This window comes from Cryobacterium sp. Y82, assembly GCF_002929495.1.
Classification (GTDB): domain Bacteria; phylum Actinomycetota; class Actinomycetes; order Actinomycetales; family Microbacteriaceae; genus Cryobacterium; species Cryobacterium serini.
On the sequence record NZ_PJJJ01000029.1, the window covers coordinates 1 to 22,993 of the forward strand.

The window sequence follows — 22,993 nt, forward strand, 5'->3', positions numbered from 1 at the left end:
TGATGATTCCTGATTCTCGCCCTACGTCAAACGGCGGACTTGCTGTTAGCTACTGGCCTCACCCAACCCTGGCACGTAGGGTCCTCGCAAGTACAGACTGACAATCGAGGATGCTCGAGTCGCCGCTCGCATCGCGAGGCTGCATCTTGCGGTGTCGCTTGATCCTCGCCCTTCCGTGATTGAAGAAAAGGATCAGCAACGGTTTTTAGAATAAATGGCGGTAGTGGTGCACTGCGCCTCTCGGACACTTGGCTGTTGCTGTGTCGGGGCGGCGTGCCAGGCGATCCGCCCCGAATGCTGCGACGCGAGATCTAGGCTGTTTTCGACGTAGCCGAGGTGTTGGGCCGCGTCGTGAATGGCATTGGCCGCCCGGTCTGCGTGAGCAGATCCGGCGACACTATCGCCCGAGTCAGTGAAGGCCCGATCTTGATGCTCCAGATGAGCTGAGGCGACCTGGTCGAGCACCTGCTGTAGAGAACGGACAGCAGCGAGCAGGTTGCCGATCACGTCATACGTTTGCGCTGGGTCGTTGAACCTACGTGTCGCATGTGCCAAGGTGCGCAGAGCCTCGCAGGCTTCGTCGGCATCGGTGATGGGATCCTGGAATGTGGACACGCTTCCTCCTTGACGGATAGCTCTTCAAGGAGGTGCGCTGCGTCGATCCGTTTGGCTCCGGTTACCGCACCTAGTCGGGAGTGCCGCAACCGGTGTCTGGAACTTGGTCGGGGTCGGCCTGTCAGCCGTGGAATAGTTGCAGGAAGTCCAGAGGGGAAACTGCGTGAACCAACAACGGTGGATCTACGAGCGGGCAGCTGATGGTTCAGCACGATATGCGTTGGGAACGGTCGGGCGAAATCCACTGGTGTGCTTCGGGATCAATCCGAGCACCGCAGTGCCGAACGCGCTGGACCGAACGGTGTCGCGGGTGAACAATTTCGCTCTCGACAACGGGTTCGACAGCTGGATAATGCTGAACGTCTATCCTCAGATCGCGACGGACCCGAGGGACCTCGACCGTGTGTACCGCCCAGACCTAAAAGATGAGAACGAGCGCCAGATCGCCAAGATAATGGACGGCCGCCCGCTGACCATTCTGGCAGCCTGGGGAGGTCTCATCACGTCCAGGCCTTATTTGCCAGCGCTGCTTGAGGACATCCTTCAGCTGACGTCGGCCTCGGGTTGCAGCTGGATATCTCTGGGTGACCCAATCAAGTCCGGCCATCCACGCCACCCCCTGTACGCGCGGGGAGACGTGCCGCTCCAGGCATTCAGCATGGACAACTACCTGAGAGAGGCCTGTTGAGAAGACCACGATGAGGGCGTCGCCGACACGCGCGCCACTTGCGGCTCGACATCGGTCTGTTTCTGGAATCATGATGGATGTTCTCGGAATGCTTCAGTCTGGATCTCACTTTCGACATGGGCTGACAAAACGCTTCGAGTCAGGTTGGGTGTGGGGCCAGATTATGGTCAAGAACCTCCTCAAATATTGACGTGACCAGAAACTCGCCATAAACCCCATAATCTGACCAGAATCAGGCCGTATCTCGCCGTACTACGCGTACTCTAAACCCCATGAGAACCGCGGAATTCCGCGGAAGTCTGCCCCATTTGCAGGTGCGCACCACCACCCCGACGCCTATCATTTGTTCTTGGTTCGAGTCCAGGTACCCCAGCACTAACAGGCGCAGGATTCTGCGGCGAAATCACTTATCGCCCACCCTGACCGACAGGCCTGAAACAGGCTCTGTGACCAGAAACAGACCAAAAACCCCCTTCTGTAGTGGGTTATGCGCTCGGGTGCCCGGGCGAATACGCGCTCGTCGCGGCATAGGCGGGCTGTTCACGGCATTAGCCGCGCACCTGTTGCGTATGGACGCGACGACGCAAATCACTCAGACGTTTCTCACCCAGCGCGAGCTTTCCGAGCTGCTGCGAATGCCGGAGCGCACGCTCGAGGACTGGCGCCTGATGCAGACTGGGCCGCCCTATATCAAGCTCGGTCGGCTCGTGCGGTACGACGTGCAGGACGTGCTCACGTGGGTGCGTGAGCACCGACATGGTTAGACCCCAGATCCTCGCCGGCGAGCTCGTCAGCATCGTCATCGACGTGCTGCCGAGCGGGAGATACCGAGCTCGCGCATCCACTCGCGACGACAGCGGTCGCCTTCATCGCATCGGGGTCACAGCCAAAACCGAAGACCAGGCTCGCACCGAAGTCCACCGACAGGCTCGAGCGATGGCAACTGGTGGCGCCGGAGCGCTCTCGCCGTCGAGCACGATCGCCGATGCGGTGAAGCTTTGGCTATCGCAGGTGCTCGCCCGCGCCAAGGCCGGCAGCCTGTCGTACTCGACCTACGAATCGTATGAGACGACAGCTCGTGTGATCATCGTGCCGCGGTGCGGGGGAGTGCGGCTTGAGCACCTGACCGTCGGGCGCTGCGATCGCATCCTGCAGCGGATTTTGGAGGAGGAGACCATCTCGAAAGCGCGGCGAGCTCGCGCGGTGTTGAGCCTGCTCTGCGGCTACGCTGTGCGGGACGACGCGATGCCGCAGAATCCCGTGCGCGACGTTCAACGCCTGCCGATGTCACCGCGAAAGGAATCCGCTCTCACGCCCGCGCAGTTCACGAACATTCGCGGGCGCATGCAAGTATGGCGGCTCACCCGCGACGACGGGCCACGGCCCAACTATCGTGCCTTGATCGACGGCATGGACATCATGATCGGAACCTCGCTGCGGGTCGGTGAGTGCCTCGGCCTGCGCCGCTGCGACGTGGACATGACGACGTTGCCACCGACCCTCATCGTGAGCGGCACGATTGTGAGCACCAAGGCGCAGGGGACGCACCGCAAGAACTCTCCCAAGCGCTCTCGGCAACGGCGGAGCATTGCGCTGCCGTCGATGGCCGCGGCGGCGGTGCGCCGCCGGCTGGCGCTTACCGAGCAGGATCCGGAGGCATTCCTGTTCCCCACGAAGACCGGTCGCTCGCTGAGCGTCAGCAACTACGAGCGACTGCTGCGCGCATTCGTGAAGGATGAACGCGCTGAGCTAGTCAAGTCGGGGGTCGACGTCGACGAGTACACGACGCATATCTATCGGCGCACGGCCGCCACGCTGATCGAGCGGGCGGGCGGTATCACGCTGGCCTCGCGACTTCTCGGTCACGCAAACGAGCAGACCACCAGCAACAGCTACGTGGTCACGGCCGACATGGTCGACCCAGTGACGGCGGAGATCCTCGATGAGGTGCTCGGCGGTTGACTGCGGTCGAGTGCCTCGTCGAGAGGCGCATACGCGGGTTGCTGCATGGTGCCGGCCAGCCTTAGCCAGGACCTCAAACGGTTGACCGCCCACGCTCTACGAGATTCACCGGCCCGCTCGCATGACGCGGTCCCGGAACGCACTGACCCAGGGAGCCTTTGATTTGGCTGGCGAGATTGGAACCGTGTCAGTCGGGTAGCGGCACGTTGTAACCGTGCAACGCGGGCGCGGCTCCGAGCGTGATTGTGGTTAGCGCCACATTCAGCACACTCGGAAACGCGGAGCGGTAGCGGTCGAGGTTCATATCAAGCACGCGGCACAGGACGAGTCGCATCAGGGTGGAATGCATCACGACCAGCACGGGGCCGTCGTGCCCGTCGGCGATTTGCTCAAGTGCCGGCCACGCTCGGTCGACGGCGGCAACGCCCGATTCGCCCCCGGGCAGCGGACAATGGCCGGGACGTCGTTGAAAATTCTTGGCGGCCTCGGGAAACGCTTCGCGCATTTCGGCGCTCGTGAGGCCCTCGCCCTGGCCGAAATCCACCTCCCGTATGCGGGGGTCGATTCGAACGGTGAGTCCGAGCGCGTCTGCCGACGGAGTTGCTGTGATCACCGCTCGTGACAAGTCGGAGGAATAGACTGCCGAGAGCGGCTGCCCCGCCGCCCAGCGCCCGAGGGCAAACGACTGGGCGCGGCCCTGGTAGGTGAGGCCGACATCCGTTGACCCGGCATAGCGGTTTTCCGCGTGCCAGAGCGTCTCGCCGTGGCGGGCCAAGATGACTGTGCTCACGCGGTCAGCCAACCTTTCGCAACCAGGTTGGCACGGAATACTCCGTAGCAGTCGTCGAGTTGTGAGCGTCGAACCGAGTCTGGCTCGAAAACGCTGCCGACGAGCGACATACGCGCAGCGACGGCAGGGAGAGGGATTTCGGAGTCATGCCCCGCCGCCCAAGCGGCCAGGATCGCCATGCCGATCGAGCCCTCGGCTGAGACAGGCACGGTGATAGAGCGCCCGAGTAGGTCGGCGCGCAGCTGGGTCCACCAAGCATTCTTCGTTCCGCCCCCCGAGGAGCTAAAGGTCCCCGTCACGGGAACCCCGGCGCCTTCCATCGTGTCTACGGCGAGGCGCTCCACGCAGGCCACGCCCAGCAGAACTGACGCGAAGAGCGTGTCGGGGTCGACGCCGCCGGCGATCGCCTCGGCTAGCGGATGATCGACCTTTGCGCTGCGCACAAATCCGAGGGCGTCCGGGCGAATCACCGGAAACCGTTCGCCCGTCGTGACGAGCGGGTAGCTCGTCGGGATGGCATCGAGGCGATTGGCATACGTGTCAGCGATGCGGGCGGTTCTCGCTGCCAGATCCTCGCCGGCAAACAGGGCGCTCACGGCACCGGCGCCGACGCTGGAGGCGCCGCCGGGAAACCACAGGCCGTCGTGCGGTGCGCGGTGGGAGTACACGGCCCCGGTATCGTCGACGACGATGCGGTCGCTGACTCCCTTCACCACGAGGGTCGTGCCGATCACAGTGTGCCAGTCGCCGAGGGCGAGCGTTCCGGCGCCGAGCTGCGCGGCGCATCCGTCGGTCATTCCGGCGAAAATGGGGGTTCCGGCGGGGAGCCCGGTGGCCGTTTCCCAAGCCGCCGATGATTCCCCGAGCACGCTACCCGGCGCCACGACCGGCGGCAGGCGTTCCGGGTCGATGCCGAGCGTGTCGAGAACTGTGGTCGGCCATCGGAGCTCGAGCAGGTCGTAGCCAGATTTGAGGGAGTGGCTCCAATCGGATGCCACCGCCCGGCCGACCAGAGCCGCCGCGACGATGTCTGCCTGGGTCGCCACGTGGGTGCCCGAGGGAAGGAGGTCGTTGCGGGCGAGCCAGACGATCTTCGGCAGCGCCCACGTGGGCTGGATGCGATAACCCAGTCGGTTCCAGAGCGCGGGATCGGTGGCAGCGACCTCCTCGCTCAGAGAGCCGGCGCGCGCATCGTCGTACATGAGTCCGGGAGAGAGCGGGTGGCCCGCGGCATCCACCGTGGTGATGGTGCCGGAAGTTGCGCATACGGCGACCCCGCTGATGCGTGCCCTAGCGGCCTCCGACAGGGCGCCAATGGCCTCGGCCATGGCGGCTCGGGTTTGCTGAATCCACTGCGCGGGGATTTGTTCGTGGCGACCGTTCGCGCGGTCACTCGTGAGCGGTGCGTAGGCCGCGGCGTGCACGAGCCCGGGCCCGTCGGCGAGCGAGACCTTGACGCCCTGCGTGCCGACGTCAACGCCGAGCCAAAGCACTGATGCACTCATCGCGCCCCTTGGATGCGGGCGCTCACGGGAATGAGGCGACACTCGGCATAGGACCGCTCATAAAACGCGGAGCGTTGGACGTCGGGGTCGATGTGGCGATGCTTGAAGCGGCAAATGACCTCGTCGACCGGGGCGCCGAGACCAGCCCAGGCCACCATGGTGGCACTGCGGGAGCCGGCCGCGGAGTCGAGCGGAAGGTAGAGCGAACGGCCGAGGACGTTGGCAAAAATAGATGCGCAGGTATCGCACTTGAGCCTTATGAACGGGCCGCGCACCGTTGGGTCGACAAAGGGAGGGCGCTCGCCGGAAAGTGAAAGGAACGAGAGTGCACCGACGCCAGTACCAGCGGGCGGGCTCTGTTTGTACAGAGCGCAGCGGTGGATCAGCACCAGGCCGAACACGGAGAGCAGCCAACTAATGCTCAAGGTTACGACCATTAACGGCATCACGCGGAGAAAGAGGTTTGGCTCTTGCGTGCAGAGCCACATGCCGGCCCGGCGACGATGTAGCGTCACGTGCGGGGTGTGTAACGCTGCAGCGTCACAGACCGTGTGATGACGGCTCGCATAGCCTCGAGGCTGCCTGAGATGATTCGCCCGGTGCGCGCCTGCACGAGCACGTTGCCGAAGGCAGTTGCGCCGTCGCAGGACCAGGACGCTGCTCGCCGAGGGCGTTGAGCCTCTCGGTGAGCGGATGCTCGCAGGCTGACAACCGGGCTCGACTTGCCCTAGAATATGATTCAGCAGTCATATTGGAAAGTGAGGCTCTCATGGCAGTTTCATCCACTCTCGTGCGGGCCGCTCGTCGGAGTAAACATCTCACACAGGCGAGGCTGGCAGAGCTCACTGGCATCGATCAGGCCAGCGTCTCCCATCACGAGCGCGGACGAGACGCGGCATACAGCACGGTTGATCGGCTGCTCTCCGGCGCCGGGCACCGCCTCTATGCCGCTCCCACACGTCGAGACGACGCGGCCAGCGCGGCAGAAGCCATTCGTGAATACCTTCGGGTCGGCGACGCCGACCGAGCGCTCCGGGCTCTCCTCCAGCTCAACGATAACCTCACCGCCGAACACGGACTCGTTCGAGGAGTTCTTGGGCTGACGGAGCCCGAACCGACCGGTGATCGTGTGTGGGATGCCGCCATCGCGGCTCTCGTGGCGTGGCGGCTCAATGAGGAGCATGTTCCTCTCCCTGGATGGGTGCACAACCCCGATCGCACACTGGCCAAACCCGTCGTCTTCCGCGTCGACCCGGCCGACCCCGCGCCCGAGCGTGACCAAGTACCAAACGAATTCGCCGAACGCGGGGTCTTGGCGTGGGCGGACACCTTCGCGAGCGTCTGATGACAGCCTCTGCGCTGAATCGCAGCGATATCATCATCGGTCTTGGTGATCTTGTCGCCGAACTTCGTGCTGCGGGCGAGGTGGCTGGGATTCGGCTCGTGGGTGGGGCAGCACTCGCCCTGCGATACTTCGACCGGGGCACCACGCAGGACTTAGATGTCCTTCATGTTCATCCCGGCTCGGACGAGTCCGTCGCAGCCGCGGCTGGGCGGGTCGCCCGTCGAAACGGGTGGGATGCGCACTGGCTGAACTTCGAGGTCACGAACGCCGACGCCATCCCGACTCTCGGCCCGCCGTCGAATGGGAGACGATTTACGATCAGGATGGCATCGTCATCGAGGTGGCATCGAAAGAGGCGATGCTGGCCATGAAACTCCGAGCAAACCGGCCCGGGCGCGATACCCGAGACATCCGCCTCCTGCTCGCTCTGTGTAATATTCCCACGCTCGAGCGCGCGGAGCAGTTCTACGAAGAGTTCTATCCGGGCGACCTTCTCGTGCCCCGGGCAGAAATGATCGTGACGGCTATCCTCAGCGGCGAACCAACACCGGTTCCCCCGTCTCCTGGTCCGGTCGAAATCTGACCCAGGAGTCAATACTTATTGGCCACCGCTCGTGAAGGTTCTTGCATTCTCGTCTGGCCCCACCGCCCGACCTGACATGAACCGCATTTCTCGTCAGCGATGGCAAGAGTGGGCGCGTTGGAAAATGTCGTGGAGCCAGGAGCCAGGAGCCAGGAGCCAGGAGCCAGGAGCCAGGAGCCAGGAGCCAGGAGCCAGGAGCCAGGAGCCAGGAGCCCGAGAACGGACGAGCGCCGTCGCACGACGCGAGCGCGACTCGCTGACGGCGGGGGAGCCTTGACTGGCCGGTGCTCGCGACAAGTCGACACTGACAGCCCGTCACGGTCCGCGCACCTCCTGTTAGCGGCATGATTGGCTCACCCACGACCGCCCACAGGAGGCTTCACCATGACGATCCCGCAGGAGCAGTTCGACTACCTGCTCAGCCGCACCGCGCTGGCCGCGCTGTTCTACTATCCGGAGACCGCCGTCGACGATGACGGCCCGAACCTGCAGAACGACATTGCGTATTGCTTGGAGCCCGTGGCCGGGATCGCAAACGAGGATGCCGAACGGCTGCGTCTCGTGATCGGGCGTGTGATCACAAACCCGACGGCCCATCGCTCTGAACTGCTGTCCTTGGTCATTGAGCTGGCTCCGCCGCCTGCCGAGTAGCCGCGATCATGAACGACCCATCTGAGGAACGTGCCGCGGCGCGGAAGTCGCTGGCGGAGCATCCGTCTGCTGGTGATGCGGCGGAGCGGCGGCGTCAGTATGTGGCGGCGAATCGCGATCGGATCCGCGAGCTGAATCGGCTCTGGCGGTCGGAACACCTGGACCGTGCCCGGGAGCTCAATCGTGATTCGATGCGTCGGGCTGCGGCCCGTCGGCATCGTGAGGCGGAGGTGCGGGCGCGGGGGAGGGAGCGGGCGAAGCGCTGGCGGCTGGAGCATCCGGAGCGGCGGCGTGAGTATCAGCAGCGATGGGTGGCGGAGAATCGTGAGAAAGTGCGAGAGTACTACAACCGATATTACGAGGCCCACCGCAGCGAGGTGAATGCGCGGGCTGCGGCCAGGCGGGATGCGGACCCGGAGCGCACGAAGCAGATCACCCGGCAGTGGGCCGAGCGCAACAAGGAGCGCCGGGCTGAGTCGCAGCGTAACCGGCGCAGCGACCCGGAGATCTACCAGTCCGAGCTGGAGGCCAACGCTGCCGCGCGACGTCTCAAGCGCAGCCTCAGTCGGGCTGGCCTCCCGCCGAAGCGTATTCACGCTGCGACTGCGGCTGAGCGTCGGGCCAACGAGCGCGACGCCGACGACTATTTCAATGATCCGTCGCGCCCCGAGCATCTGCGGCAGTTCACGGTGTTCGCTGAGTCGCTGACCGAGCACATGCTCAAGAACGGCGCCCGCATGCGCGAGTTCGCCGAGGCATACGTATCGTCACGGACGCGTGTCGGGCTTCCGTCGGTATCGGTGGAGGACATCGCCTACGCCCGGGCCGTCGAGATAGTCTCAGATCGGATGCGCCGCGTCGACCTGCTGACCGGCCGCGACGTCGCTGCGGCCGTGCGTTCCACCAAAGCCGAGGTCGGCCGCGAAGAGCGTCAGCGGCAGTTCGACGGACTCGTGAACGCCGTCCTGATTTAGATGCACCGCAATAGTGCGAGGTACCGTGTCGACGCAGATAAGAGCCCCTCGGCTAATTGGTCAACGAGGCGCAGCCGAGGCACGGCTCAGGTCCGGAGGAGCGGGATGAAAAGCTTGGTGGCTGGACCGACATCGCCATGACCTCATCCCAGGGATGTGAAGCCGAACTGTCGGCCTAACCGCTGGATTGGACACCGCAGTCACGTGATGCCTGTGTCGTCGCGATAGTGGAGCGGCCGCAAGCCAGACTCTGACAAACAGCTTCGGGCGAGGACTCTAGTCGACAAGGGCCGAAATAGAGCAGCTCTTGCAGAGGCTTTGCGCAAACTGGAGGACCGTGAAATGGTGGACCGCACAGTGTTCACCGTCGTGTCCGTGCCTGCTTAGGGAAAAACGCGAACAAAGCGCTCGTTTATGTCTGTGGTTGGCCAAGGCAAGACCGGTCGGTTCACAGCAGCTGGTACATTGACCAATCTTGAGGAGTCCACCATGAACGCAGCCATGCCGGTGATAGTTTTTGATGTCAATGAAACCCTCTCGGACATGTCTCCGATGGAGAATCGTTTCGTAGAGGTCGGTGCCCCGGGCTACCTGGCTCGCATCTGGTTCGCAGCCTTGCTGCGGGATGGGTTCGCCCTCGCGGCGTCTGGGGGCAGCGAGAGATTCTCCGTGGTGGGCGCGGAAATCCTGCGTGCTTTGTTCCGCGACGTTACCTTGACCAGCACTGTCGACGAGGCGATAAGCCACGTCTTGGACGGCCTCGGGGCATTGAAGCTGCACCCGGACGTTGCAGACGGGGTGCGGGCGCTCAAGGATGCGGGATGTCGCCTCGCCACCCTCTCCAACGGGTCCGCGCAGCTGGCCCAGAACATGCTGACCGCGGCGGCGATCCGGACTGACTTTGACGCCCTCCTCACTGTCGAGGATGCGCCGCAATGGAAACCAGTCGGTTCCGCCTACCGCTTCGCGGCGGAAGCTCTCGGAGTTCGACCAGCCGACATGCTCCTGGTCGCCGTGCACCCGTGGGACATCCACGGGGCAGCTCAGGCGGGCCTGCGGACTGCCTGGCTGAACCGAAACGATGCACTCTACCCGAGCTATTTTGCGACACCGGATTACACCGTTCCGAAGCTCAGCGAGCTCGCCGAGCGCCTTTTGGCTTAGGAAGTCGTCGTCGTACGCGCCCTCGACGCAGTCATCGCACTCGTCTGAGGATAGTGAATCGGGTAATACACAGCACGGAATGCAGGCACAATGAACTATGGACTCAAAGCAGGAAAAGAATGCTGTCGACGATATGGTTCGACGGCTTGAGATCAGATACGCCGATTTGCCTGCGGATCGGGTGAAAGCGGTCGTGACGGCGTGTCACGCTTCCCTCTCTGACAAACCCATCCGGGACTTCATACCGGTACTGGTTGAACACGCAGCGCGGTCCCAGTTGCGCGCGGAGCGGAACGCACCTCCCCGCGCGGCCTAGCGTCGATTCGCTTCAGCGAAACGTCCTACTCGGGCTGTGAGCCGGGCTTGACCTTGGCCAAGGAGCGAACGTGTTTCCAGAGCTCGGCAAATACCCGCGCCGGCTCAGTGCTCGGTGCGTACGTTCCTACAGGGGCGCGTTCGGCCCCCATCCGTTCGATCACGACGGTCGCGGGAACGACGAGGTCGATCACTTCGGGGTGCTCGCGCGGCAGCGCCTCTGCGGCAGCTCGGTGCACAAGCTTGCGGCGATCCACCATCGAAAGGAATGCGAACACTTTGGGCGGCCGGTTTGATGTCGCGATGATCTCGTTGACCTGAGCCAGTGAACGGAGCGAAAGCGGCGACGGTACCAGGGGGACGAGGGCAAGGTCGGCTGCGTGGAGTGCGTTTTCAGCCACGAGGGACGCCCCGGGAGGGCAATCGAGGATCGCGACATCGTATTGGTTCGAGACCGACTCCAGTACCCTGGCGATTCGCTGCGTCGACTTCTTGGCTGAGTCAAGGAGCAGGTCGAGATTTCGGTAAGTGTCATCCGCCGGCAGCACATCGAGGTTTTTGTACGCGGTCGGCCGGATGACAGCATCCGCGTGGCTTTTGCCCCGAATGAGGGAATCCACGCCGCCCTTGACTTTCGCTTTGACGTTGAGGAGATACGTCGCGGCGCCCTGCGGATCCAAGTCCCACAGCAGCACCCGGCACTCGTGAGATGCCTCCCAGGCGAGATTGACCGCCGTCGTTGTTTTGCCGACCCCACCCTTGGTGCTGTACACCGCGACCGTCTTCATGAAAACATCATAGGAGTCAACCTTGTGGCGCCGGAGACAGTGTCAACTCAAGACCGTGTCGTGCTGGAGGCGCCCTCAGTGGCCACGTGCGGTGGGTTCCAGCAGGGTACGCGTCCAGGACTCTCCGCATTCTCCGTCTGGAGCTTTGAAGGAGCCGGTGAGAGGCGACTTCGGTGTGCAATAGGCTGCTAATTGCCATTAATTTCTCATCGAATACACAGGTGATGTTCACCCTGTGTTGGCACAAACCAATCTTGGGGAGATCACGACATTTATGTCGCTTGAAAACACGCCGTCGACCACGCCGCCAAATCCATTTCAGGCCGGATCGATACCGCCGACTCCGACTACGCCGAACCAACCCGTAGTGAATTCAGCGCCTGCTCAGCCCGTGCTTACGCAGGCCAACCCGTATTCTGGTGCGGCCGGGCAGCCGCTCGCTCAGGGGCCGAGCGGGCCGAACGCGTTTTCCGTGATCGCGCCGCGCGCGTGGCGGGGAGCCCTCGCATCCGCTGGAATCGGGTACGGGGCAGCGTTTGTTGTCGCGCTCCTGACCGTTGCCCTGACCGGGCTTCTTACCGGCTGGGAGATGTTCTCGGCTGGCTGGCTTGTCTCCGGTCCTGTGCAGTTGGTCGCAATGGCAACATTTGGCCAGCTTGGCGCCTCGGCAGAAGTCGAGTACATCATCTCCTTCGCCGGAAGTGTCACTGTGGGAGTGCTTCCGCTGCTGGTACTAGCCGCTCTGCTGGCTGGCAGCTATCTTTCCAGTCGTTTCGTGGGACGCGGCGTCTGGCAGGGCTCATCGGCCCTCATCCTGTCGGCCGTGTCCGGGCTCACACTCGCAGTCGGGGCGACAGTGCTGGCCGCGGTGCTCCCTGTGCAGTTCCCCGATCTGCAGTTGGGCATTCCTGTCGGCTCAACCTCCGCGGCATCAGTCGGTTCGTTCCTTGGCGCGCTCGTCATCGGATTCGTGGTCTCCTACGTGGCCCGGCTGCAAGCCACGGACGGATGGTCGCGTCTTCTCGTCCGCGCAACCTGGCTACCGTGGGGCACCGTGCGTATTGCTGGCCTGCACCTCGGCGCATTTATCGCCGTGCTGGCGGTCGTGCTCGCTATTATGACCCCGCTGTCTGCGGCCGACGAATATGTCGGAGTGCTTCCCGTGTTCTTGCTTACCTTCGCCATCAACGCCGTCGTGATCGGCATGTTGGGCGCGTTTTCCGCCGATCTGAGTGATTTGGACCGCGTGCTGGCCACTCTGGGCGGGGCGTCCAACGAGCAGACGCAGCAAAACCTCTCCGTTTTCAGTGACGGAGTCTCCGGCTATATCTGGCTTATCGTGCTGCTCGCCTTGATTCTGGCAGTCGTCGCCTCGCTGCTGCTCGCCGTTCGTCGCAATCGAGTGCGCCCGGCACTCCAGTCGTGGCTGGCCACCATCGCCACGTACATGGTCTTCGGTTTGGTGTTGCAGCTTCTTGGCAGCGCTCTAGTCACGGCATCGATGACCGCACCCGAGAATGCCTCGGCGTCGGGAACAATGGGGCCCGCTGCGTGGACCTTTCTGATCTTCGCCATCTGGGGTGCTGGTATCGAGGCCCTGACGCGCTTCGTCGCACCGGTTATCTTGGCCTATGCGACGCCAAGAGCAATCGGTGCCCTTGTCAAGTTATCTGGCCAGGAACGCTTGTTGCCCGTTGCGCCGACGGCACCGCTCGTGCCGGTTGGAACCGTTGCAGCTGGCGCGGCCTTGCCTGCGGCAGGGGCGGGGTACGGCATCGATCCCGCCACTGGCTATCCCGTCACTGTGGTCACCGCGGCCGGCCAGCCGGGTGCGGTACCGCTCGCGTTCGCGACCAGCACCATGTCTCCGGCAACGGCCAAACGAGTGAAGATCGGCGCCATCATCGTCGGTGCTGCTGCACTGCTCATCATCGCGGCAAGTGTGGCTGGTGGAATTGTGCGTTCGTCGGTCTTTGGCCCGCAGAATGTTGCGACCGCTTACCTCGACGCGTTAGAAAAGGGCAACGCATCGACGGCTCTGAAACTGCTCGAGTCTTCAGCGGATGCCGGCGACGGTATGCTCTCCAACGACATTTTCGGGCTGGCGACAGATCGCATCGAAGACGCCGCCATTTCGGAGGTCACCATCACCGAAGATGTAGCCCAGATCGAAGTGCATTTTAAACAGGGCGGAGTTTCTGACTCTGCCGTGCTGAAGCTCACCCGCACGAGCACCGACTGGCTGATTGCCGATAACTGGTCCGTTCTGAACGCCGAGCCTGGTCGGATCGACGTTTACATACCGACCAGACGGGGCGACGTGGAGCTCGAGGTGAACGGTATGTCGGTCGGTACAACGAAGGACGACGGGCTGACCCTGCCGGCTTTTCCCGGCACCTATGAAGTGGCCATTCCAGCCACGGACTACTTCGAAGAATCATCGGTGACCTATGTCGTGAGCGGGCTGCTCGGGGGGTACGGGGAGTTCGAATCGAGCGACGACGGGTTCACGGCCACCCCAACGGCCGAGTATGAAGCCGCCGCCTTGGACGCCGTTAACGCGCTGATCACGACCTGCCTCGCTGCGGGAGATGCCGCATCTGACGACTGCCCGAACATGGGGTACATCTCGTCCTACTACTCCAACGTCGCGTACACCCTCGTTACAGCGCCCGACCTTACCGTGGATCTGTCGTACGAGGACGGCGGCTTGACGGTCTCCACCGACACCTACGGTGTCGTGAGTATGGAGTACGACGTCAACTATGGTTTCTCTTCCGAGATCCGTCATGAGACCACTGAGAACTACCTCACGATTAGGGCTGAGGTCAACGTCGTCGACGGCGAGGTCGTGGTGACCTCAATCTACTAACCGAGCGGCAGGGCATTTGAGGTTCGGGTTCGGCTTGCGCCGAACCCGAACTTCTTGAACCCATGTGGGTATTCCTACCACCCCCAATCAGGGGGCATCCGAGGATGTTTCATGATATAGATTAAGGCGAGGGAAATTCTCCGGTCGACTCGCGGCAATCAAGCCCGTCGAACCTGCCAACCGCGTGTCTCTCGACCTAACTGCAAAACGTTCCACATCATTAATCGCCGTTAGCGTAGTGATAGGTCACGGAGGGCGTGATGGACATGACACAACCCCGACGTGAGGACGACGCCCGGTTGTCAAGCCAGGACGGAATGAGTGCTGAAGAGCCGACTCTGAGCAACGACAGTTATTCGAATGCGCAGAAGTATGTCGCTGACAAGAACATGTTGGAACAGACGGTGAGCCTGCAGCATGCCATCTTCAATAGTGCCAACTTTGCGTGCGTCGCTACCGATGCCAAGGGTGTCATACAAATCTTCAACGTCGGCGCGCAGCGCATGCTCGGCTACAAGTCCGAGGATGTCGTGAATACGGGCGTGCCAGGGGATATGCACGACCCGGACGAAATCATCGCCCGAGCGGCGCGGTTGAGCGCCGAGTTTGGTAGCACAATTCAACCCGGCTTTGAAGCCCTGGCTTACAAGGCGAGCCGGGGAATCGAGGATATCTACGAACTGACGACGATTCGAAAGGACGGGAGTCGCTTTCCGACAACGGTGTCGGTCACGGCCCTACGTGACGTCGATACGGAGATAATCGGTTATCTGTTGATCAGCACCGACGACACGGCGCGCAATCAAGCATCGATCGCCCAATCTCTACTCGATCAGCGGCTGCGCGACCAGCAGTTTTACACCCGGTCGCTGATTGAATCGAATATTGATGCGCTGATGATGACCGACACCAGGGGGGTTATCTCCGACGTGAACCAGCAGATGATTAAACTCACTGGGCGCACCAGGGACGAGCTCATCGGCGCCCCGTGCCGCAATTTCTTCACCGATCCGGCAAGGGCGGACACGGCCATCAAGCGTGCTCTGACCGAGAGTAAGGTAAGCGACTACGAACTGACGGTGTGCTCCATAGATGGCGTCGAGACCGATGTGTCGTACAACGCTGCGACCTTCTACGATCGAGATCGGGTTGTGCAGGGTGTATTTGCATCGGCCCGTGATGTGACAGAACGCAAGCGGTTCGAACAAGCACTCCAGAAGACGAACATCGAGTTGGAACACGCCAGCCGCATGAAGACGGAGTTTCTGGCAACAATGTCCCACGAACTACGCACTCCCTTGAACGCCATCATCGGCTTTTCAGAGGCTCTCAAGGATGGACTCATCGGGGAACTTACGGCGACGCAGCGCGAGTATATCGGGGACATTTATTCCAGTGGCCACCACCTTTTATCGCTGATCAATGACATTCTCGATTTGTCCAAAGTCGAGGCGGGGATGATGGACATTGAGCTGGAATCGGTCGATGTGCGGCGGTTGTTGGATCAAAGTTTGTTGATCGTGCGAGAAGACGCTCTGATCCGTGGGCTGCACCTCGTATTCGACGGAGCGGACGATCTGGGGACGCCGATGCTTGACCGACGCAAAACCAAACAAATCGTTTACAACCTCCTGTCAAATGCCGTCAAGTTCACACCAGACCTCGGTGCGGTCACACTCACGGCCAGAAGGGTTCCCCGCAGCGCGGTGGGCAAGATCGCCGGCTCCCGTCCGGTGCATGATTTTCCGTTGTCCAAGAGCGACGTCGATCATTTTCTGGAAATTCGCGTCGATGACACGGGAATGGGCATCTCGCGTGAAAATATGTCGAAGCTTTTTCTCGCTTTCAGCCAGATCGACAGCACCTTGGCGCGCAAGTTCGAAGGCACCGGACTCGGTCTCGCCACGGTCAAGCAGATGGTGGAGTTGCAGGGAGGCACCGTTGCTGTTGCCAGCGAGACCGGCGAAGGATCCAGCTTTGCCATCTGGCTTCCACTGGGTGCAACCGACGACCAGGCGCCAGCTTGGCCGGTTGAAACAAAAGCGTCGAGCTCCGACGGACTGCCAGAAGCATCGAAAACGTTGGAACCGGCTTCCGGCCCGGTCGGCCAGCCCAAAGCTTCGGCGCACCGCGACCCCGTTGGCGCGGCCAGTGTAGTGGGAACCGGAAGACTGCCCACTGTCGGCAACTTGGCGGAAGCGGCGGCGGAAGTGGCGAAGGAACGGGCCCTCACTGGCGGAGACGAAAGCAACGCGGTTGCTTCCGCGAATCAGATCAAAACTGACTCTGGGATCGAATCATTGGACACGGCGACAGAGACTCTTTCCGATGTAACCGAGAGTATTCAGCAAGCGCCCGCAGGTGAGGGGGAAACCGACAAGCACGTTGTTCTTGTAATTGAGGACGACGCCAAAGGGGCCGAGGTTCTTCGGCTTTTGCTGGAGGCTGAAGAGTTTCAGGTCATCATCGCGCGCAGCGGTGAGGAGGGTTTGGACCTTGCCCCGAAACAGCGTCTCAGCCTCATAACTCTCGACATCCGTCTGCCGGGATTGGACGGTTGGGGTTTTCTGATTCGCCTGCACGAGTTTTCAGATCTTGCAGCCGTTCCGATTGTGATCATTGCAGGGGAGACCGATGTGAGCCTGGCCTTGACGCACGGTGCGGCCGCCGTACTGGAGAAGCCGATCAGTCGACAGGCGCTGCAGCAGTCCTTGAAAGCGCTCGGCCTCAGCCCTGACGCCCGGCGCACCCGACGCGTTCTGGTCGCCGACGATGACCCCGAAACTGTTGACGTGATCGCACGCTTTCTGACTCGTCCGGAGTATGCGGTCGAGCGCGCTTTCACAAAAGACGAGGCCATCGAGATGGCGCAACGTTTGCATCCGGATCTGGTGTTGCTCAATCTCATGATGGAAGGGTTCAGCGGCTACGAGGTTGTGTTGGCGTTGCAGAGCGATGAAACCACCGAACATATCCCAGTGTTGATCGTATCTGGCAAGCCACTCACGAAGCAAGAATCAGCGGCGGTTGACAGTGACCCAACCCAGCCGGTGCGCGTACTCGGTACAGAAAAGTTTAACCGAGCGTCCTTTATCGCCGAGGTCAAGCGCGCTTTGAAGTCTGGCGAACTTCGCGACGACCTGAAAGGTGGGTAGCGATGTGGCCAGAATTCTTATCATTGAAGACAATCCCATCAATATGAAGCTCGCCACGCTGCTCGTGAACCGGGCGGGCCACACCACGTCGGAGGCCGTCGATGCTGAGAGCGGTCTATTGCTCGCTCGAGTTGAACTGCCAGATTTGATTCTGATGGATATCCAACTGCCGGGAATGGACGGGTACGCCGCCACGGCCTTGCTGAAGAGCGACCCCGCCACCGCCGAGATTCCGGTGATCGCCCTGACAGCGATGGCCATGTCTCGGGATCAGGACCGGGCGCGCCAGGCTGCTTGTGACGCGTACATCACTAAGCCGCTGCATTATCAGGAGCTTCAAGACGCAATCAACTGGCTTCTGCCGCGGGCTGACGATGAGGAAGCGTCGGAAGAAACGTCTTCAGTAATAAGCAACGGTTCGAGCCCGATGGAGTCGTCTTCTGGTTTCTCGGTGCGAGACCGGTTAACGGTCGAGGATTTCCCCGCAGGAAAAAGGCCGACGACACTTCGCGCCCCGGATGCCACTCGTATTCTCGTAGCCGGCGGTAATCCGACCAAACAAAAACTCATTTTATGGCAGCTGAACCTGCTCGGCTACGAGGCCGACCTGGCAGACAACGGTGCTCTAGCCCTCGAGTTGTGGACAACGGGCGACTACCATCTGTTGATCACTGACCTCCAAATGCCTCAGATGAACGCCTTCGAATTGGCTACGGCCATTCGAGCGGCGGAGGGGCCAGGTGTACATATGCCGATCCTGGCCATGACGGTTAGCGCGGTGCACGGCGATGCCGACTATGCCCGCAGGGTCGGTATGAACGATTACCTCATACGTCCCCTGCATCTGGCCAAGCTGCGCGCAGCTTTACTAAAGTGGTTGCCTCTGGAATCCGACCACCCGCATTGACGCCGTGCATCGATCACGTCTATGGGCCTGGGAAGATCAGGGTGCGGCGAAGCAGCTCGATCGTTCGGTTTAGCGACTCGGCCAAGGTGGCATCCGATTGTTGGTCAGTCGCATTCGGGCCGGCGTCGGCGTCGGCGTCGGACTCAGCCTCCGCGCCGGCGACAGACTTGGTCGGGCAGGCACGAGCGGGCATCCATTGCATGGCCATAAAACGTGCGACGCCCATCATGGCGTGGGTGAGCAATTCGGCCTGCCCGTGTCGAAAAGCCCGGGCAGCATCATTCTCGGTGTCGATGGCGGCACCGCGACCGAGGCGCAGGTAAACCAGCTCGGTGACCTCGGAGGTGACCCGGGCCATCCGCTCCATCTGCTCCTGCATGAGCTCTGGGTGTAGCCCGAAGATTCGCAGCCGGTCGGTGAAAAGACCGTCGTCGATGCCATCACGCGGGCCGATCGCGCTCATCAGGATCAGCACATCGGGCAGCAGATCATCTCCGGGGGCTGCGATAAATTCCCGGGCCCGACTTTCATCGACGGTGGGCGGTGCGGCGCCGATGATGGCTGCGTTCTTGGTTTTGAAATAGTTGAAGAAGGTGCGCTGGGAAATGCCGCTCCGGCTGCAGATCATACCCACGGTGACGTTGTCGAAACCGTATTCCAGAACGAGGCTGACGGCACTTCTTTCCACGCGCAGCCTCGTCTCATGATGCTTGTCTTCACGACTTTGCGGGCGTACGGGTATCTGGGTGCGTGGCGTCGGGGTGTCGGTCATGCCTCGTCCTATCAATCGGTACAGAGCTACTCGTACCGCAGCGACTCGATCGGGTTCTGCTTGGCCGCGCGCTGAGCCGGCAGGGTGCCGGAAAGGAACGCGATCAGCATGACCAGCAGAATGACGAAGGCCACAGATGCCGGCTCAAACAAGAGGATGTTTAATCCCGGTAGCCCAGAGAGCAACCCCTGCGACAGGACGGCGCTCAACGCGGAGCCGAGCCCGATCGCCACACCAGCACCGATGGCGCTGCCGAGGAATCCGATGACGATGGCTTCGAGGCTGAACAGGGTGTACACCTTGCCGCCGCTCATGCCCATGGCCTTCATCAGGCCGATCTCGCGGGTGCGTTCCTGCACGCTCATCAGCAGGGTGTTGATAATGCCGAATGCAGCCGCGATCAGGGCAATGACGGCGAAGGCGTTGAGTACCCCCACGATGCCGTTGATCACCGTCTGCACGGCGCCCAGCTGGTCTTCGATGGTGCTCGCGGTGTAGTTCTGCGTGGCGAGGTCAGCCTTGAGCGCGGTCACGGCATCCGCTGACAGCGTTGGGTCGAAGTGAGCCACGGCCACACCGTAACTTGTGACGGCGGTGTCGATGCCGCCCGACTGCGCGTCGGCCAGCTCGGCTATCAGCGCGTCGTTGGCCCCGGCGCCCGCAGCAAGCAGGCTCTCGAGCGAGACGCCGACGACGGTGGCGTTCACGGTGTGCTTCGCGCCGAGAATGTCGGTGATGCCGATCGACACGGATGCCCCCACCGCGTCGTCCGCCGACGCGAACCCAAGCGGGGTCACGAAGGTGTCGGGCAGCACGAGTTGCGCTTCACTGGCGCTGCCGTCGAGTTGCGCACCCGCGGTGAGGTTGGCCGTGGTGACGGCGGAGGTGGCGTTGATGCTGAACTCGTACTGCGAACCGGCGTACTCGATGTAGTCGGGCTGAACAGCGCGAATCGGATCGACCGACGTGATACCTGCAATCTCGCCAATCGTGGTGAGGTCGGAATCTGTCAGTGCTTTGGTTGTGGTGCCGGGCGGACCCTGTTGGCTGGAGACAGACGCTGAACTATTCGGGTCGTACCTGACCGGGCCGTCGCCGGCTGTCGTGGCGTCACTCGCCTGCGTGACGATAAACACGTCGGGGGAGCCGAGGGCGCCTACCTGAGCGTCGACGTACTGGCTGACGCCGGCGCCGACGGCGTTGGTGAGTGTGAGAGTGAAGGCGCCGACGAAGATGGCCAGAACGGTCAGCGTGGTGCGAAGCTTGCTGCGAAAAGTGTTGGAGATAGCGGTGGCGACGAGGTCTTTGGCTTTCATGCTGCGCCTCCGGCGGTGGTCGGTGCTGCTGCAGTCACCAGCGCGTGCGCCCCGGTATGCGTCGAACCGGCGTGCGCCACGATTAGTCCGTCGCGAATGTAGATCTGGCGGTCACAGCGGGCGGCGAGTTCCTCGTCGTGGGTGACGATGACGAGCGTGATGCCTTGGTTGTGATTGAGCTCGAACAGGATGTCTTCCACCACGGCACCGGTGGCGGTGTCGAGGTTTCCGGTCGGTTCGTCGGCGAAGATTACCCGCGGCGCATTCACCAGGGCGCGACCGATCACGACGCGCTGCTTCTGCCCGCCCGAGAGGGTCGTGGCCTTGTTGCCGGCTTTGTCGGCCAGTTCGAGCTGTTCGAGAACTTCCATGCCGCGGCGGCGACGCTCCTTGGAGCCCATTCCGGCGATCTTCAGCGGCAGGATGACGTTGTCGAGCACGCTCACGTTGGGGGTGAGAAAGAACTGCTGAAAGACGAAGCCGAACTCCTTATTGCGCAGTTCGTTGACCGCGCGCTTGGACAGCGACTTGGCCTCCCTGCCGGCAACCTGAAGACTGCCTTGGTCGGGCTCGTCGAGCAACGCAAGCAGGTGCATGAGGGTCGATTTGCCCGACCCACTCTTTCCGACGATCGCCACGGTCTCTCCGAACGCGACCTGAACGGATACTCCCTTTAGGGCGTCGAACCGGCTCGCACCCGACCCATAGGATTTCTCCAGGTCCTGTGCATCAATTACCCACTCGGAGTCCATCGCGCTTCCCTCGCTTCTGGTGACCTCACAGGCCACATTTGCAGTAACTGCACTCTAAGTTGCAGTGGCTGCACGTTGACTGAGGGTGGGTCGTTTCCGCATGGATACCTCGGCCTGAGTCGGTCTACAGGTCGAGGCTGTCACCCGGTTCGAGGGGAAAGAACTCACCACCATTGAGCCGGGTGACATTCTGGAATCTCGCGTTGGACAGGTCTTTCCCGGCGCGAGACAGGAGCATCTCATGGGTCGGAAAGCTGCGCTTGGGCTTGATCGCCAGGATGTAGTCCATCGCCTCGCTGATTTTCATCCAGGGTGCTGCGGCCGGGACGGCGAGCGTGCCGACCTCGACCCCTTCGGGGATGGTGAAGGCATCGCCAGCGTAGTAGAGCTCGTCATTCACGAAAACTCCGACGTTGTCGATCACTGGGATCGATTCATGGATGACCGCGTGGGTAGCGCCAAAGAAGCGCAGGGTGAACGGGGCGACTTCCATTACGTCACCGGCCTGCACCGTCGTCACGTCGAGATCAGCGTCGACGGCGGCAATGGCCCGTGCAACGCCGGCCGGCGCGAAGATGCGTAGGTCGGAGTTCATTTCGACGATGCGTCCCAGCTGTTCCGGAGTCCAATGATCGGCGTGTTCGTGGGTGATGACTACGGCCACGGTGCCCGCCGTGCCCGTGAGCACCGTGGTGAACGAACCCGGGTCGATATAGAGCTTCTTGCCGGAGAGTTCGACGATCAGGGCAGCATGCTCCAGCTTGGTCAGTTTCATGCCCTGAGCTAACCCCGATTCGAGTCGTGGCGCAACAGCATCCACTTTCTTGAATGATGTCAACAGCCGCTCCGGCGCGCCGCAGGCGCTCAGTTTGGAAGAGCGCTCCGGTGTGTGGCATACTCGGTAAGTTGCAAAAACGGCCCCATCGTTTAGCGGCCTAGGACATCGCCCTCTCACGGCGGTAACGCGGGTTCGAATCCCGCTGGGGTCACAATTGCCCGGCCGCCTACTCTCTTGAAGGCGCCGGGCCTTCTTGGTTCACGGTGTCGGTGCGCCTGTATAGGCTCGTAGGCATGGCCACAGTCATTCTTGTGCGGCACGGTCGCACCACAGCCAACGCCACCGGCGTGTTAGCCGGGCGAACCCCCGGCGTCGGGCTCGACCAAGTGGGTCGTGACCAAGCTGCACGCACCGGGGAGCGGCTTGCTGGGGTTCCACTGGTTGGTCTGGTCTCGAGCCCGCTGGAGCGGTGTCAGCAGACCTCGGCCCTGATTCTGCAGCACCAGGCCGGTTCCCCGGTGACCTCCGAGAATGTGGACATCACGGAGTGTGATTACGGAGATTGGCAGGGCCGATCGCTCAGTGAGCTGGCCCTGGAGAAACTGTGGCCGGTCGTGCAAACGCAGCCGTCATTCGTTGTCTTTCCCGGCGGAGAGTCGATGGCGACCATGCAGGCCCGGTCGGTTGCCGCCATCCGGGGCCAGGACGCGCTCTTTGAGGCGCAATTTGGGCCGGACGCCGTGTGGGTGGCAGTCAGTCACGGTGACATCATCAAGTCGATCCTGGCCGACGCGCTCGGTATGCACCTTGACCTGTTCCAGCGCATCTCCGTCGGTCCAGCCTCGGTGTCGATCGTGCGTTATGGGCCCAGCCGTCCGAACGTCATTGCCATCAACACCGATGCGGGGGACTTGTCTTGGCTGCGCTCGAGTGCCGGCGGGGCCGACGCGCCGGTCGGCGGCGGGGCCGGTCACGCTGCGCCGCAGACTGTGCGCTCATAAAATATATCCATGCCCACAATCGCCGGGGCCGGTCGACCCGCTTTGCAGGTGGTAGTGCAG

General features: G+C 62.2%; 22 protein-coding genes and 1 tRNA gene. 14 read left to right on the forward strand and 9 right to left on the reverse strand.

All coding sequences use genetic code 11. The features are described 5' to 3' along the window. Positions 1–192: 192 nt before the first annotated feature. Positions 193–615, reverse strand: a complete 423-nt coding sequence (locus CXY70_RS06175) for a hypothetical protein (RefSeq protein WP_104191519.1) — start codon at positions 613–615, stop codon at positions 193–195. Between the two features lie 163 nt (positions 616–778). Here CXY70_RS06175 and CXY70_RS06180 point away from each other — a divergent pair, with 163 nt between their 5' ends. From CXY70_RS06180 to CXY70_RS06190, 3 genes are all read left to right on the forward strand, one after another. Beyond that, positions 779–1,303 (forward strand): DUF1643 domain-containing protein, encoded by a 525-nt coding sequence (locus tag CXY70_RS06180; protein WP_158250925.1) that lies wholly within the window; start codon positions 779–781, stop codon positions 1,301–1,303. A gap of 497 nt (positions 1,304–1,800) precedes the next feature. Beyond that, positions 1,801–2,067 carry an AlpA family transcriptional regulator gene (locus CXY70_RS06185; RefSeq protein WP_233205775.1) on the forward strand — a complete coding sequence of 89 codons (267 nt, stop codon included), beginning with the start codon at positions 1,801–1,803 and terminating at the stop codon, positions 2,065–2,067. Continuing rightward, positions 2,060–3,265 carry a site-specific integrase gene (locus CXY70_RS06190; protein ID WP_104191660.1) on the forward strand — a complete coding sequence of 402 codons (1,206 nt, stop codon included), beginning with the start codon at positions 2,060–2,062 and terminating at the stop codon, positions 3,263–3,265. The genes CXY70_RS06185 and CXY70_RS06190 overlap by 8 nt, the downstream gene beginning before the upstream one ends. Positions 3,266–3,452: 187 nt before the next feature. Here the strand turns inward: CXY70_RS06190 and CXY70_RS06195 are convergent, their stop codons facing one another. From CXY70_RS06195 to CXY70_RS06205, 3 genes are read right to left on the reverse strand one after another with little or no spacing between them, the layout of a single operon-like run. Then, positions 3,453–4,055, reverse strand: a complete 603-nt coding sequence (locus CXY70_RS06195; RefSeq protein ID WP_104191661.1) for a histidine phosphatase family protein — start codon at positions 4,053–4,055, stop codon at positions 3,453–3,455. After that, the gene (locus CXY70_RS06200; protein ID WP_104191522.1) at positions 4,052–5,560 is read right to left on the reverse strand and encodes an FGGY-family carbohydrate kinase; all 1,509 of its coding nucleotides are present in this window, start codon (positions 5,558–5,560) and stop codon (positions 4,052–4,054) included. The genes CXY70_RS06195 and CXY70_RS06200 overlap by 4 nt, the downstream gene beginning before the upstream one ends. After that, positions 5,557–5,997, reverse strand: a complete 441-nt coding sequence (locus tag CXY70_RS06205) for a hypothetical protein (protein ID WP_233205776.1) — start codon at positions 5,995–5,997, stop codon at positions 5,557–5,559. The genes CXY70_RS06200 and CXY70_RS06205 overlap by 4 nt, the downstream gene beginning before the upstream one ends. 332 nt (positions 5,998–6,329) lie before the next feature. On the opposite strand from CXY70_RS06205, the gene CXY70_RS06210 reads away from it, so the two are divergent. The 6 genes from CXY70_RS06210 (at position 6,330) to CXY70_RS18650 (ending at position 10,593) form a co-directional block, all read left to right on the forward strand. Next, the gene (locus CXY70_RS06210) at positions 6,330–6,905 is read left to right on the forward strand and encodes a helix-turn-helix domain-containing protein (RefSeq protein ID WP_104191524.1); all 576 of its coding nucleotides are present in this window, start codon (positions 6,330–6,332) and stop codon (positions 6,903–6,905) included. Between the two features lie 340 nt (positions 6,906–7,245). Further along, a complete protein-coding gene (locus CXY70_RS06215; RefSeq protein ID WP_146066077.1) occupies positions 7,246–7,488 on the forward strand; it encodes a hypothetical protein in 243 nt (80 codons plus the stop codon). Between the two features lie 384 nt (positions 7,489–7,872). Further along, a complete protein-coding gene (locus CXY70_RS06220; RefSeq protein ID WP_104191526.1) occupies positions 7,873–8,139 on the forward strand; it encodes a hypothetical protein in 267 nt (88 codons plus the stop codon). An 8-nt stretch (positions 8,140–8,147) separates the two neighbouring features. Then, positions 8,148–9,113, forward strand: a complete 966-nt coding sequence (locus CXY70_RS06225) for a hypothetical protein (RefSeq protein WP_146066079.1) — start codon at positions 8,148–8,150, stop codon at positions 9,111–9,113. Between the two features lie 489 nt (positions 9,114–9,602). Then, complete coding sequence (locus CXY70_RS06230; protein ID WP_233205777.1) at positions 9,603–10,277, forward strand: haloacid dehalogenase type II; 675 nt, start codon at positions 9,603–9,605, stop codon at positions 10,275–10,277. A gap of 97 nt (positions 10,278–10,374) precedes the next feature. Then, positions 10,375–10,593: a three-helix bundle dimerization domain-containing protein gene (locus CXY70_RS18650; RefSeq protein WP_104191528.1), complete on the forward strand. Its 219-nt coding sequence runs from the start codon at positions 10,375–10,377 to the stop codon at positions 10,591–10,593. 25 nt (positions 10,594–10,618) lie between these two features. On the opposite strand, the gene CXY70_RS06240 is transcribed toward CXY70_RS18650, so the two are convergent. Then, complete coding sequence (locus CXY70_RS06240) at positions 10,619–11,380, reverse strand: ParA family protein (protein ID WP_104191529.1); 762 nt, start codon at positions 11,378–11,380, stop codon at positions 10,619–10,621. Positions 11,381–11,747: 367 nt separating this feature from the next. Here CXY70_RS06240 and CXY70_RS06245 point away from each other — a divergent pair, with 367 nt between their 5' ends. From CXY70_RS06245 to CXY70_RS17760, 3 genes are all read left to right on the forward strand, one after another. Continuing rightward, complete coding sequence (locus CXY70_RS06245; RefSeq protein WP_146066080.1) at positions 11,748–14,252, forward strand: hypothetical protein; 2,505 nt, start codon at positions 11,748–11,750, stop codon at positions 14,250–14,252. 317 nt (positions 14,253–14,569) lie between these two features. After that, entirely contained in the window at positions 14,570–17,407 is a 2,838-nt protein-coding gene (locus tag CXY70_RS06250) for a hybrid sensor histidine kinase/response regulator (protein ID WP_104191531.1), read from the forward strand. Between the two features lie 4 nt (positions 17,408–17,411). Further along, positions 17,412–18,314 (forward strand): response regulator, encoded by a 903-nt coding sequence (locus tag CXY70_RS17760; RefSeq protein WP_158250926.1) that lies wholly within the window; start codon positions 17,412–17,414, stop codon positions 18,312–18,314. A 19-nt stretch (positions 18,315–18,333) separates the two neighbouring features. On the opposite strand, the gene CXY70_RS06260 is transcribed toward CXY70_RS17760, so the two are convergent. From CXY70_RS06260 to CXY70_RS06275, 4 genes are all read right to left on the reverse strand, one after another. Further along, the gene (locus CXY70_RS06260) at positions 18,334–19,086 is read right to left on the reverse strand and encodes a TetR/AcrR family transcriptional regulator (RefSeq protein WP_104191533.1); all 753 of its coding nucleotides are present in this window, start codon (positions 19,084–19,086) and stop codon (positions 18,334–18,336) included. A 26-nt stretch (positions 19,087–19,112) separates the two neighbouring features. Beyond that, positions 19,113–20,402 (reverse strand): ABC transporter permease, encoded by a 1,290-nt coding sequence (locus CXY70_RS06265; RefSeq protein ID WP_104191534.1) that lies wholly within the window; start codon positions 20,400–20,402, stop codon positions 19,113–19,115. Continuing rightward, complete coding sequence (locus CXY70_RS06270) at positions 20,399–21,154, reverse strand: ABC transporter ATP-binding protein (protein ID WP_104191535.1); 756 nt, start codon at positions 21,152–21,154, stop codon at positions 20,399–20,401. Before CXY70_RS06270 ends, CXY70_RS06265 begins: the two co-directional genes overlap by 4 nt. 124 nt (positions 21,155–21,278) lie before the next feature. After that, the gene (locus CXY70_RS06275) at positions 21,279–21,929 is read right to left on the reverse strand and encodes an MBL fold metallo-hydrolase (protein ID WP_104191536.1); all 651 of its coding nucleotides are present in this window, start codon (positions 21,927–21,929) and stop codon (positions 21,279–21,281) included. Positions 21,930–22,070: 141 nt separating this feature from the next. On the opposite strand from CXY70_RS06275, the gene CXY70_RS06280 reads away from it, so the two are divergent. Together CXY70_RS06280 and CXY70_RS06285 are read left to right on the forward strand one after the other, a co-directional pair. Continuing rightward, positions 22,071–22,143, forward strand: a tRNA-Glu gene (locus CXY70_RS06280). 82 nt (positions 22,144–22,225) lie between these two features. After that, positions 22,226–22,933: a histidine phosphatase family protein gene (locus tag CXY70_RS06285; protein WP_104191537.1), complete on the forward strand. Its 708-nt coding sequence runs from the start codon at positions 22,226–22,228 to the stop codon at positions 22,931–22,933. Positions 22,934–22,993: the final 60 nt, after the last annotated feature.